The 11,338-nt window shown below is 72.1% G+C and carries 11 protein-coding genes and 1 pseudogene; 9 read left to right on the plus strand and 3 right to left on the minus strand.

The genetic code is table 11. From position 1 onward, the window contains the following. Positions 1-5: 5 nt before the first annotated feature. The gene (locus ID554_RS18470; RefSeq protein ID WP_117226347.1) at positions 6-950 is read right to left on the minus strand and encodes an ECF subfamily RNA polymerase sigma factor, BldN family; all 945 of its coding nucleotides are present in this window, start codon (positions 948-950) and stop codon (positions 6-8) included. 542 nt (positions 951-1,492) lie between these two features. On the opposite strand from ID554_RS18470, the gene ID554_RS18475 reads away from it, so the two are divergent. The 8 genes and pseudogenes from ID554_RS18475 to hemB all read left to right on the plus strand — a co-directional run bounded on the left by ID554_RS18475 (position 1,493) and on the right by hemB (position 8,571). Next, positions 1,493-1,912, plus strand: a complete 420-nt coding sequence (locus tag ID554_RS18475; RefSeq protein ID WP_223884147.1) for an AMP-binding enzyme — start codon at positions 1,493-1,495, stop codon at positions 1,910-1,912. Further along, positions 1,905-2,156: a glutaredoxin family protein gene (locus tag ID554_RS18480; RefSeq protein WP_117226345.1), complete on the plus strand. Its 252-nt coding sequence runs from the start codon at positions 1,905-1,907 to the stop codon at positions 2,154-2,156. The genes ID554_RS18475 and ID554_RS18480 overlap by 8 nt, the downstream gene beginning before the upstream one ends. A gap of 10 nt (positions 2,157-2,166) precedes the next feature. Next, a pseudogene (locus tag ID554_RS18485) lies at positions 2,167-2,449 on the plus strand (HAD family hydrolase); the annotation flags it as partial. Positions 2,450-2,781: 332 nt separating this feature from the next. Then, positions 2,782-3,543, plus strand: coding sequence for a redox-sensing transcriptional repressor Rex (locus tag ID554_RS18490; RefSeq protein ID WP_117226470.1), 762 nt, complete (start codon positions 2,782-2,784; stop codon positions 3,541-3,543). Next, the gene (locus tag ID554_RS18495) at positions 3,540-4,865 is read left to right on the plus strand and encodes a glutamyl-tRNA reductase (RefSeq protein ID WP_117226344.1); all 1,326 of its coding nucleotides are present in this window, start codon (positions 3,540-3,542) and stop codon (positions 4,863-4,865) included. The genes ID554_RS18490 and ID554_RS18495 overlap by 4 nt, the downstream gene beginning before the upstream one ends. Before the next feature lie 156 nt (positions 4,866-5,021). After that, entirely contained in the window at positions 5,022-5,993 is a 972-nt protein-coding gene (gene hemC, locus ID554_RS18500) for a hydroxymethylbilane synthase (protein ID WP_117226343.1), read from the plus strand. Beyond that, complete coding sequence (locus ID554_RS18505; protein ID WP_117226342.1) at positions 5,990-7,570, plus strand: bifunctional uroporphyrinogen-III C-methyltransferase/uroporphyrinogen-III synthase; 1,581 nt, start codon at positions 5,990-5,992, stop codon at positions 7,568-7,570. Before hemC ends, ID554_RS18505 begins: the two co-directional genes overlap by 4 nt. Positions 7,571-7,587: 17 nt before the next feature. Beyond that, positions 7,588-8,571 carry a porphobilinogen synthase gene (gene hemB, locus ID554_RS18510; protein ID WP_117226341.1) on the plus strand — a complete coding sequence of 328 codons (984 nt, stop codon included), beginning with the start codon at positions 7,588-7,590 and terminating at the stop codon, positions 8,569-8,571. A gap of 26 nt (positions 8,572-8,597) precedes the next feature. Here the strand turns inward: hemB and ID554_RS18515 are convergent, their stop codons facing one another. Continuing rightward, on the minus strand, positions 8,598-9,614 hold the full coding sequence (locus ID554_RS18515; protein WP_117226340.1) for a GNAT family N-acetyltransferase: 1,017 nt from the start codon (positions 9,612-9,614) through the stop codon (positions 8,598-8,600). A 72-nt stretch (positions 9,615-9,686) separates the two neighbouring features. After that, positions 9,687-10,874 (minus strand): lytic transglycosylase domain-containing protein, encoded by a 1,188-nt coding sequence (locus tag ID554_RS18520; RefSeq protein WP_117226339.1) that lies wholly within the window; start codon positions 10,872-10,874, stop codon positions 9,687-9,689. 56 nt (positions 10,875-10,930) lie between these two features. On the opposite strand from ID554_RS18520, the gene ID554_RS18525 reads away from it, so the two are divergent. Then, entirely contained in the window at positions 10,931-11,149 is a 219-nt protein-coding gene (locus tag ID554_RS18525; RefSeq protein ID WP_117226338.1) for an FmdB family zinc ribbon protein, read from the plus strand. The last annotated feature ends 189 nt before the right edge of the window (positions 11,150-11,338 follow it).

Here is an 11,338-nt window from a genome sequence, read left to right on the forward strand (position 1 = left end):
ATCGCTTACGGCTGGAAACCGTCCGGGAGCAGCCGGGCCAGCGCCCGCACCGCGCGGTACTGCAACGCCTTGATCGCGCCCTCGTTCTTGCCCATCGCCCGTGCGGTCTCCGCCACCGAGAAACCCTGCAGGAACCGCAACACGATGCACTCCTGCTGCTCGGGGTTGAGCCGCTTGACCGCCGTCAGCAGGGCGACGTTCGTGATGTGCTCCACCACCGCCGCCTCCGGGCTGCCCTCGGGGCCGCGATCCTCGCGGTCGGCGTCGAGCACGTCGCCGGTGGTGACCTCCAGCCGGTACCGGCCGGACTTGAAGTGGTCGGCGACCAGGTTGCGGGCGATCGTCACCAACCAGGCGCCGAGGTCACGCCCCTGCCAGGTGAAGCTGCCGATCCGTTTGAGGGCCCGCAGGAACGTGTCCGAGGTGAGGTCCTCGGCGAGTTGCCGGTTGCCGACCCGGAAGTAGACGAAGCGGAAGACGGTGTCCACGTAGCGGTCGTAGATCAGCCCGAACGCCTCGGCCTCGCCGGCCTGGGCGCGCTCGACCAGGGCCCAGACCTCGGTGGCCGGGTCGGAGGGATCGGGCCGGCTCGGGAACCCGGTGGCGGTGCCGGCCGAGGAGACCGCCGGCAGGACCGCCGTCTCCGAGGTGGACAGCTCGGTCACCGGGGCGTCCCCGCTGCGGCGGGCCTGGGCCGGCATGGCCGGTCGGCTCGGTGAGGCGACCTGGCCGCCGGAGGGTTTCGCGTTGCCGCCGGGTGCCGGTGGTCGGTGCGGCGGTTCATTCTGATGTGGTCTGCTGCCCAACCGTCTCGCGGCGCTTTCGCCCCGCGCGGGAAGGTTGCCCGTGGTGTCCTGCTGGCCGTGAGCGTTGCCGCGCTCGTTGACCGGCGTACGTGCCAGTGGGCCGGGCAGTCCGACCGGGCGGGGTACGAAGCCGAAGGCGGTCATCGGGCCACCTCCGTAGCACCGGCCGTCACGCCGACGGTGCCCGGTCGATCGATCGGGCCTCCGGCGGGCAGGGCGGCTCCGGGGTGTGCCGACGGGCGGCAGTTCCCCTTGAGGTGCTGGTCCAACGCGCTCACGGGCACGGGGGCCTCCTCGGGCTGAGGGGTGTCGACTCACGGCAAAATGGGGTGAGCCGACCCGAGTGATGATAGGGCCAACGTCACCCGCGCGTGGCAAGTCCGTTACACAGAGCCAAAGTATTTCTCGGCGGGTCGCACACCTGGCGGACCGGTTGTCCGTCGGGGGTTGTTGACAACTGGCCGGCAGGCTGTTCCGGAATGTATCCCCAGGTCAGAGTCGTGGTGAGACAGTGCGGGCGAGGGCCTGTCCGGCTCCGAACAGACCTTGCACAGTCGGCTGCGGCGGCGACGCGCCGGGGCTGTCGCACACCGACCGTGACCCCGCCGGAGTTCCGTGCACGGGACCGTGCCGGGATCGATCGCCGGGGTCGATGCGACGGTGCCCTCGATCGATTGGCGAGGTCGATGCCTCGCTGCCGTCAGACCGGCGTCGGTCAATCGACCGCACTGCCGACCGCCCGCGGGCGGCCGACGGCACCGATCGCCCGGCACCGGGCCACCGTGCTGGTCGGCGTGCCGTCGATGGTGCAGTCCTGGTCACGGGCGGTCGAGTCGGTGCTCTCGGCCCATCCGGCGGTGGCGGAGTCGGCGGTAGTGGGGGTGCCGCACCCCCGGACCGGGGAGACTGTCCGGGCGTACGTGGTGCCGGTGGCGGGGTATCGGGCGACCGGTGCCGAGCTGATTGCGCACTGCGCGCGTAATCTGGCCAGATTCAAGTGCCCCACCGACGTCGAGTTCGTCGACCTGCTGCCGCGCTCGTTGATCGGGAAGGTGCGCAAGACCCTGCTCCGACCTACCGGCACGACGGAGGAGACCGATGCGTGAGCCCCGCCTGACCCTGATCACCCGACCCGGCTGCCACCTCTGCGAGGACGCCAAGGCGGCCCTCGACCGGGTCGTCGCGGTCACCGGCGACCGGTGGGTCGAGCAGGACGTGAGCGGCGATGTCGAGATGGAACGGGAGTACGGCGACCGGCTGCCGGTGGTGCTGCTCGACGGCAAGGAGCACGGCTACTGGCGGGTCGAGGAGCAGCGGCTGCTGAAGGATCTGACCACTCCGCAGCTCTGATACCGCCGGCGGCTGGCGGGACCAGGTCGGCGGTGACCGAAAGGCCGAGTCGCTGGCCCGCCACCTGGCCGAGATCGGCGTGGACGGGCCGGTCGGTGGTGTTGATCGGCGACTCGATCGACGACGTCGACGCGGCACACGCCGTCGGTGGGCGTGCCGTCCGCTACGGCGACGGTTTCACCGACCGGTCCCGGCTGGACGCCTCCGGCCACCCGGTCGCCGGCACCCTGGTGGAGGCCGTGACGCTCGCCACCGCGCTGGCCGGCGTCTCTATGGTGGAATCGCCCAACTGAGCGTAAACGGGTGTCACGGTGCGTGGTCACGATCTCCCGATCGCCATATCCGATCAATGATTGGCGTGTGTGATTAGTCAGAGAAGTCGGGATTGAGTAATAATCGCGCCGGTAGTCGTGGTGAAGGGGTCTCCGGTCGACCTTGCAGGACGGAGGGGCTGGTGAGGGCGCGGCGCGTGCCGACAAGATCGCGATTTGTGCACGTCTTCACAAGCGCCTACTCTGTAATTCCGACGCGCCCTGCTAGCACAGCCGGCAATTTCGGTCGCCAGCGGGAGTCCCGAAACGACCGGCCGGTGGAGTTGGTCGAGGATCGCACCGCACGGAGTCTCATGAGTCAGCACCGTCACCCCGGTCGCGCCGGTGCCGTACCGGCGCTCCCGGACCTGCCCGAGGCAACGGTCGCCCGGCTCCCCGAGTACCTCCGTGCCCTGCACAACGTCGCCGAAACCGGTCACGAGACGATTTCCAGCGAGGGACTGGCCAACGCCGCCGGGGTGAACTCGGCGAAACTCCGCAAGGACCTGTCCCACCTCGGCTCGTACGGCACCCGGGGCGTCGGCTACGACGTGGCGCTGCTGGTCGAGCAGATCGAGTACGTCCTCGGTCTCACCCAGCGTCGGGCGGTCGCCCTGGTCGGCGTCGGTAACCTCGGTCACGCCCTGGCCGGTTACGACGGGTTCGCCGGTCGCGGGTTCCGGATCGTCGCCCTCTTCGACGCTGACCCCCGACGCATCGGCGAGGAGATCAACGGGCTCGTCGTGCGGCACATCGACGAGTTGCCCGAGGTCGCGGCCGAGGAGTCCGTCGCGATCGGCGTCATCGCCACCCCGGCCGCCGCCGCCCAGCGGGTCGCCGACCAGTTGGTCGCCGTCGGCGTGACGAGCATCCTGAACTTCGCGCCATGCGTACTCGCGGTTCCGGAGGGGGTCGACGTGCGCAAGGTCGACCTCGCCATCGAGTTGCAGATCCTGTCGTTCCACGAGCACCGCAAGGCAGCACTGACCGCGCTCCCCGCCGCCGGTGGGTCCGCCCTCACCGCCCTGCCGGGCGGTTTCGCGGTCACCGAGAGCCAGGAGGCGATCGGCACGTGAAACTCATCGTCGTCGGCGCTTCCTACCGCACCGCGCCGGTCGCCACGCTGGAACGGCTCGCGGTGCCGCCGGTCGATCTCGGCGCCACCCTGGACCGCCTGATGTCTCAGCCGTACGTCAGCGAGGCCGTCCTCGTCTCCACCTGCAACCGGGTGGAGGTCTACGCGGCTGTCTCCGGCTTCCACGGCGGCCTCGGTGACATCTGCGCCGTCCTCGCCGAGCAGGCCGGCTGCCCGCCCACCGCGCTGGCCAACCATCTCTACGTGCACTTCGACTCCGCCGCGGTCGAGCACGTCTTCCGGGTCGCCGCCGGGCTGGACTCCATGGTCATCGGCGAGGCGCAGATCCTCGGGCAGCTCCGGGACGCCTACCACTGGGCCGGCGAGTCCGACGCCGCCGGCCGCCTGCTGCACGAGCTGATGCAGCAGGCGCTGCGGGTGGGCAAGCGGGCCCACTCCGAGACCGGCATCGACCGGGCCGGGCAGAGCGTGGTCACCGCCGCGCTGGGGCTGGCCGCCGGTCATCTCGGCAACGACCTCGTCGGCCGTCCCGCGCTCGTGGTGGGTGCCGGGGCGATGGGCTCGCTGGGTGTGGCGACGCTGTCCCGGCTCGGTGCCGGGCCGCTGACCGTGACCAACCGCAGCACCGACCGGGCCGTCCGGCTGGCCGAGTCGTACGGTGCCGCCGCGCGGGCGATGGCCGAGCTGGCCGACACGCTGTCCACGGTGGACATCGTAGTGGCCGCCACCGCGTCCACCGAGCCGGTCCTCACCCGTGCCGTCGTCGCCGACGCGGTGGCCGCACGCGAGCCGGGGCGGGGCCCGTTGGTCCTGCTGGACCTGGCCGTACCCCGCGATGTCGGGCCCGGCGTGGCCGAGCTGCCCGGCGTCGAGGTGATCGACATCGACCGGATGGCGGCGCTGCTCGCCGAAGGACCAGTCGCCGCCGACGCCGCGGCTGTCGAACGGATCGTGGCCGGCGAGGTCGAGTCCTTCCTCACCTGGCTGCGCGGCGCCGACGTGGCGCCGACCGTGGCCGCCCTGCGCGGCCGGGCAGACGACGTGGTCACCGCCGAGCTGCGCCGGCTCGCGCAGCGCCGCCCCGACCTCACCGACGACCAGCGCGCCGAGGTGGCCCGCACCGTGCACCGGGTGGTCCAGCGACTGCTGCACCAGCCGACCGTGCGGGTCCGCCAGCTCGCCGCCGAACCCGGCGGCGACCAGTACGCCGCCCTGCTGCGCGAGCTGTTCGACCTCCAGGTCCCGCAGACCTCGCCGGTGGACACCGTCCCCGACATCACCCCACCCGGAGGTGAGCAATGAGCGAGCGGCAGCGAGCGAATCGTCTGCTCGGTGCGAAGGTGCCTCATGGCGGCACGCAGCGGAGCGGAGGGCCGGCATGAGCGAGCGCCGCGAGCGAATCATCGGGCTCGGTGCGAAGGTGCCTCATGGCGGCACGCAGCGGAGCGGAGGGCCGGCATGAGCGTCGCTTCACTGCGTCTCGGTACCCGGGGCAGCAAGTTGGCGATGGCCCAGTCCGGGCAGGTCGCCGACGCCCTGACCGCCCGTACCGGGCGGCCGGTCGAACTGGTCGAGGTGGTCACCGCCGGCGACCGGTCCAGCGCGCCGGTGCACCGCCTCGGGGTGGGTGTCTTCGTCTCCGCGTTGCGTGACGCGCTGGTCGCCGGGACGATCGACTTCGCGGTCCACTCGTACAAGGACCTGCCCACCGCCACCGCGGCCGGGCTGCACATCGCCGCGGTGCCGCCGCGGCAGGACCCGCGTGACGCGCTCGTCGCCCGGGACGGGAAGACGTTGGCCGAACTCGCCCCCGGAGCGAACATCGGCACCGGCGCGCTGCGCCGGATCGCCCAGCTGCACGCGCTGGGCCTGCAACTGTCGGTCACTCCGATCCGGGGCAACATCGACACCCGGCTCACCCGGGTGCTCGGCCCGGAGGCCGACCTGGACGCCGTCGTCCTGGCCCGGGCGGGGTTGGCCCGCATCGGCCGGGCCGACGTCATCACCGAGACGCTCGACCCGATGCTGATGCTGCCCGCGCCCGCCCAGGGTGCGCTGGCGGTGGAGTGCCGGGCCGACGACCCGGACCTGGTCGAACTGCTCGCCACGCTCGACGACGCACCGTCGCGCGCTGCGGTCACCGCGGAGCGGGCGATGCTGGCCACCCTGGAGGCCGGATGCTCCGCTCCGGTCGCCGCCTACGCCGAACTCGCCGAAGGCGACGCCGGTGACGAGATTTACCTGCGCGGGGCGGTGATCAGCCCGGACGGCACCCGTGACATCCGGCTGTCCCGCACCGGAACGCCCGCCGACGCGGCGGAGATCGGCAAGGCACTCGCCGCCGAACTCCTCGACCTCGGCGCCGACTCGATCCTCGGCCCGCAAGGACACGACGGCCTGGGGACCCAGCAATTTGGGAGCACAGAATGACCCGCACCCGTAAGCCCGTAGGCCGGATCGCGTTCGTCGGGGCAGGGCCCGGCGACCCGGGCCTGCTGACCCGCCGGGCGCACGACGCTCTGGTCGACGCCGACCAGGTGGTGTACGACCGGGGAGTACCCGAGTCGCTGCTCGACGTCGTCCGGGCCGAGGCCAGGGAAGACGCCCAGTTCACCCCGGCCGAGGGCGCGCCGGGCGATGTCGCGAAGGTGCTGATCTCGGCCGCCCGCTCCGGGCAGAACGCGGTACACCTGGTCGCCGGCGACCCGTTCGGCCACGACTCGGTGGTCAAGGAGGTGCAGGCGGTGGCGCGTACCGCCGCGCACTTCGAGGTGGTGCCCGGAGTTGGTCAGGCCGAGGGCGTGGCCGCGTACGCGGGTGTGCCGCTGCCCGGCGTACGCACCGCAGCAGACGTCGAGGACGTCGGCGCGCTGGACTTCGAGGCGCTGGCCGGAGCGGTGCAGCGCGGCTCGCTGGCGCTCGCGGTGGACGCCGGTGACCTGGCCGCGATCCGTGACGGGCTGCTCGCCGCCGGGGTCGACGGCACCACCGACGTCGGGGTGACCGGCGACGGCACCGGGGAGACGCAGTACACCACCACGTCGACGGTGGATTCCTTCGTCGCGGCGGCACTCGGCTTCACCGGCCGGGTCGTGCTGACCGTCGGCGAGGGCGTGGGCCAGCGCGACAAGCTGAGCTGGTGGGAGAACCGCCCGCTGTACGGCTGGAAGGTGCTGGTCCCCCGGACAAAGGAGCAGGCCGGCGCGATGAGTGCCCGGCTGCGCGCGTACGGGGCGATCCCGTGCGAGGTGCCGACGATCGCGGTGGAGCCGCCGCGTACCCCGGCGCAGATGGAGCGGGCGGTCAAGGGCCTGGTCGACGGCAGGTACGCCTGGGTGATCTTCACGTCGGTCAACGCGGTGCGCGCGGTCTGGGAGAAGTTCGCCGAGCACGGCCTGGACGCCCGGCACTTCGGCGGCGTCAAGATCGCGTGTATCGGCGAGGCCACCGCCGACGCGGTCCGTGCCTTCGGCATCCAGCCGGAGCTGATTCCCTCCGGGGAGCAGTCGTCCGAAGGGTTGCTGGCCGAGTTCTCGCCGCACGACGAGGTGCTCGACCCGGTCGGCCGGGTGCTGCTGCCGCGCGCCGACATCGCCACCGAGACGCTCGCCGCCGGGCTCACCGAGCGTGGCTGGGAGGTCGACGACGTGACCGCGTACCGGACGGTCCGGGCGGCCCCGCCGCCCGCCGAGATCCGCGACGCGATCAAGTCGGGCGGGTTCGACGCGGTGCTGTTCACGTCGTCGTCCACGGTCCGGAACCTGGTCGGCATCGCCGGCAAGCCGCATGCGCGTACTGTGGTAGCCGTCATCGGGCCCAAGACTGCGGAGACCGCGACGGAGTTCGGCCTGCGGGTCGACGTCCAGCCGCCGCACGCCTCCGTGCCCGATCTGGTGGAGGCGCTCGCCGGCTACGCCGTCGAGCTGCGGGAGAAGCTCGCCGCGATGCCGGCGAAGCAGCGCCGTGGCTCGAAGGTGCAGGGGCCGACCGCGCTGAGGTTCCGGTAGTCGTCAGGGAGGGCACCATGCCGTACCCCGAGATCCGGCCCCGCCGGCTGCGGCGCACCGCAGCCGTGCGGAGGCTGGTCTCCGAGACCCGTCTCGACCCGGCCGGACTGGTCGTGCCGATGTTCGTCAAGGAGGGGCTGACCGAGCCCCGGGCGGTCTCCTCGCTGCCCGGCGTGCTCCAGCACTCCCGCGACTCGCTGCGCAAGGCGGCGGTCGAGGCGGTGCGGGCCGGTGTCGGCGGCATCATGCTGTTCGGAGTGCCGGCGTCGCGCGACGAGCGCGGCTCCGGTGGCCTCGACCCGAACGGGATCCTCAACGTCGCCATCCGGGACGTGGTCTCCGAGGTGGGTGACTCCACCGTCGTGATGAGCGACCTCTGCCTGGACGAGTTCACCTCGCACGGGCACTGTGGCCTGCTCCGGCCGGACGGTTCGGTGGACAACGACGCCACGCTGGCCGCGTACGCCGAGATGGCGGTGGCCCAGGCCGACGCCGGGGTCGGCATGGTCGGCCCGTCCGGGATGATGGACGGCCAGATCGGCGTGGTACGCCGGGCGCTCGACGCCGCCGGACACACCGACGTCGCCCTGCTGGCCTACGCGGTCAAGTACGCCTCGGCGTTCTACGGTCCGTTCCGCGACGCGGTCGAGTCGGCGCTCGACGGCGACCGCCGGACGTACCAGCAGGACCCGGCGAACCTGCGCGAGTCCCTGCGCGAGGTCGAGCTGGACGTGGCCGAGGGCGCCGACATCGTGATGGTCAAGCCGGCCCTGCCCTACCTCGACGTGGTCGCCGCGGTCCGGGCCGCAGTCGACGTCCCGGTCGCCGCCTATCAGGTCTCCGGCGAGTACGCCACTGTCGAGGCCGCCGCTGCCAACGGCTGGATCGACCGCGAGAAGGTGATGCTGGAGACGCTCACCTCGATCCGCCGCGCCGGCGCGCAGATCATCCTCACCTACTGGGCGGTGGAGGCCGCCGGCCTGCTCCGCGACCGCTACTGACCGCGACCCGGCCGACCGGCGCGACCTCAGCGGGTGGCGTCGAGGCGGTGCACCAACTCCGCCACGTCCACGCTGTATTCGCACCACTCCCGGTCAGGCCGGTAGCCCAGCTCCGCGTTGACCTTGAGCATGGCCTCGTTGGCCTGGGCGTTCCACGTCTGGACCTCGGTCAGATGCGGTTCGGCCGACCGCAGTTCCAGCAGCATGCGGGCCTTGATCGCACGGTCGATCCCGTAGCCGCGATGATCCTGCACCACGATGGTGTCGTACTGGTCCGCGCGGGTCGGGTGCTGCGCCGGCACGACCACCTCGGTCAGGCCGGCCACCTCGCCGCTCTTCTCGTGCAGGGCGAGCACGATGTACGGCTTCATACCCCGGCGATGCAGGCAGTCGAGGCTGTCCCGCAGCCGCTGCGGGTCGTACGAGCTGGGTCGTAGCTCGCCGTCCTCGACGTCTCGGATCTCGGCCTTGGCCCGGGCGTACGCCTCGATCAGCTCGTCCGGCGGCCCGCCGGGGTGGAACTGCACGTGGTAGCCGGCGCCGACGCCGGTCGACATCTCCGCCAACTCGGTCCAGTCGACACCGGCGAGGTCGAGCACGCTACGGGTCTCGACGTACTCCCGGCTGAAGCCGAGCGACTCGTAGAAGCCGACGGCCGGGGTGTCGCCCACCACCTCGACGCCGATCGACTCGAAGCCCTCCTGGTAGACCCGGCGGGAGGCGCGTAGGACGAGATCGCGGCCGAGCCCCCTGCGCCGGTGGTCGGGGTGCACCAGCACCTCCAGCACGCCGATGCTGCCGAGCAGCAGCACGTGCACCTGTGCCAGGATCGGGCCGGGCGTCCCGTCGGCGGCCGACTCGGCCTGAGCCACCCAGGCGATCCGCCGTTCGCCGGGCATCACCTCGGTGAGGTACTCCCGCACGGAACTCTCCCGCCACGGCGGATCCTGCGGAAGATCAACCGCCAGGACCGCGTTCAGCGTGTCCAACAGCGACGCGATCTCGGCGGACGACGCGGTCCTGGGGTCCCACTCGCGCACCATCACGCGTCTAGCTTGCCGTTAACCGCTGCCCGGGGGAAGTGTCCAGTCCTCCAATGTGCGCAGACGATCACTTCACGTGCGACTGGCCTGTCCGTACCGGTTGGCCGTTTCGAAGACGGCCTGGGCGTACCGACCGACGTTGTTGTACGACAGAATGGCGTTCCACCAGTCACCCGGAACGGTGAGGTTGCGACCGCCCTTGCACAGGTACATTCCGGCGGCCAGTGCGGCGTCGTGGATGTTGTGCGGGTCCTTGACCCCGTCGCCGTCGGCGTCGGCGCCGTTCTCCTGCCAGGTGGTCGGGATGAACTGCATCGGCCCGACCGCCCGGTCGTAGGTGGTGTCCCTGTCCAGCTCACCCCGGTCGGTGTCGGCGATCCGCATCCGGCCGCCCTGCCCGTCCAGCGGCAGTCCGATGATCTCCGGAGTGGCCCGGCCGTCCGGGCCGAGCCGCGCGTTGTTGGCCTGTCCGTGCCGGGATTCGACGAAGCCGATCGCGGCCAGCGTCGTCCAGCTCAGGCCGCAGGCCCGGTTGGTCTCGGCGAGCACCAGCTCGGCGTAGCCGTACGCCTGCACCGCGATCGGGTCGATGCCGGTCTTGGCGCCGACCTCGCGGGCCCAGCCGGCGAGGGCGTCGGAGGGGCGTCCGGCCCCCGGAGCGGCGCCACCGGTCGTACCCGGGAGCGGCGTGGCGCCCGGCGGCAGCGTCACGCTGGTCGGCGGGACGGCACCGACCGGCGGGGCCTCGGTCAACGGCGTCGTGCCGTCGGTGGCCTCCGGCCCGGCGGTCAGGTCGGCCGCCACCGGACGTGGCGCGCCGACTGTCGCCGGCACCAGCAGCGCCCCGGCCGTGGCGGTGGTGATGACCAACGCGAGCAGGAACACCCCGGGCAGGGTCAGTCGCCCGCTCGGCCGCCGCGACCAGTTCCGGGTCGCGAGGGCGGCGGCCCGTGGACCCGGCATGCGTACGGCATGCGCGAAGCGCACCCGGCGTCGCCGGGCTCGCGGCGGACTGGTACCCGTCCCGTCCACCGCCTCCCCGTCGGTCTTCGTGGGTGTGGCGGCCCTGATCGTCGGCGTGCTGGCGGTCTCGTCGGTCTCGGTGGTGGGCGACCCGCCGGCCGGCTCGCCGGATCTCAGCCAGGGCCGGCGCGGTCGAGGTACCGCGTTGGCCGGTCTGTCCGTAGTGGTGCCGGTTTGGGCTCCCGGCGCGGCCGGTCGCAGGGGTCGAAGGGTTGTGTGCTCCTCGCCGTCTGCCACCCGTCGAGTATTACCCATGTCGCCGCGAGCGTCAGGTCCGGTCGTACCCTGATGCCATGCCCCGGTACGAGTTCCGCTGCCGCGCCTGTGGTGACACCTTCGAGGTCAACCGGCCGATGGCCCAGGCGGGCGAGCCCGCGTCCTGCCCGAAGGGGCACTCCGACACGGTGAAGTTGCTGTCGACGGTCGCGGTGACGGGACGGGGCGCCGGTGCCTCCGGTGGCCCGCCCGTGCCCTCCCGCGGCGGCTGTTGCGGTGGCGGTTGCGGCTGTTGAACGCCGTCGGCGACGGTGGCCGGTCGGACGTGTCCGGACCGACCGGAGGACCGTCGTGCGTGGTGGGCCGGTTGATGTCGGTCTTGCCCGGACGCCGGGTGCGATGGCACCTTTGGGGCGGAGTCTCGGCCGACCGTTCTCACGATGCGTGATGATCTGGTTTCGGGAAGTATGAAGCCGAGGCCAGGG

Source organism: Micromonospora craniellae (genome assembly GCF_014764405.1).
In the GTDB taxonomy this organism is placed as follows: Bacteria; Actinomycetota; Actinomycetes; order Mycobacteriales; family Micromonosporaceae; genus Micromonospora; species Micromonospora craniellae.

Coding starts and splice junctions, on each gene's coding strand:
- ID554_RS18505 (WP_117226342.1), top strand. CDS start 5,990: ATGACCCGCACCCGTAAGCCCGTAGGCCGGATCGCGTTCGTCGGGGCA.
- ID554_RS18480 (WP_117226345.1), top strand. CDS start 1,905: ATGCGTGAGCCCCGCCTGACCCTGATCACCCGACCCGGCTGCCACCTC.
- ID554_RS18475 (WP_223884147.1), top strand. CDS start 1,493: ATGCCTCGCTGCCGTCAGACCGGCGTCGGTCAATCGACCGCACTGCCG.
- hemB (WP_117226341.1), top strand. CDS start 7,588: ATGCCGTACCCCGAGATCCGGCCCCGCCGGCTGCGGCGCACCGCAGCC.
- ID554_RS18490 (WP_117226470.1), top strand. CDS start 2,782: ATGAGTCAGCACCGTCACCCCGGTCGCGCCGGTGCCGTACCGGCGCTC.
- ID554_RS18515 (WP_117226340.1), bottom strand. CDS start 9,614: ATGGTGCGCGAGTGGGACCCCAGGACCGCGTCGTCCGCCGAGATCGCG.
- ID554_RS18525 (WP_117226338.1), top strand. CDS start 10,931: ATGCCCCGGTACGAGTTCCGCTGCCGCGCCTGTGGTGACACCTTCGAG.
- hemC (WP_117226343.1), top strand. CDS start 5,022: ATGAGCGTCGCTTCACTGCGTCTCGGTACCCGGGGCAGCAAGTTGGCG.
- ID554_RS18470 (WP_117226347.1), bottom strand. CDS start 950: ATGACCGCCTTCGGCTTCGTACCCCGCCCGGTCGGACTGCCCGGCCCA.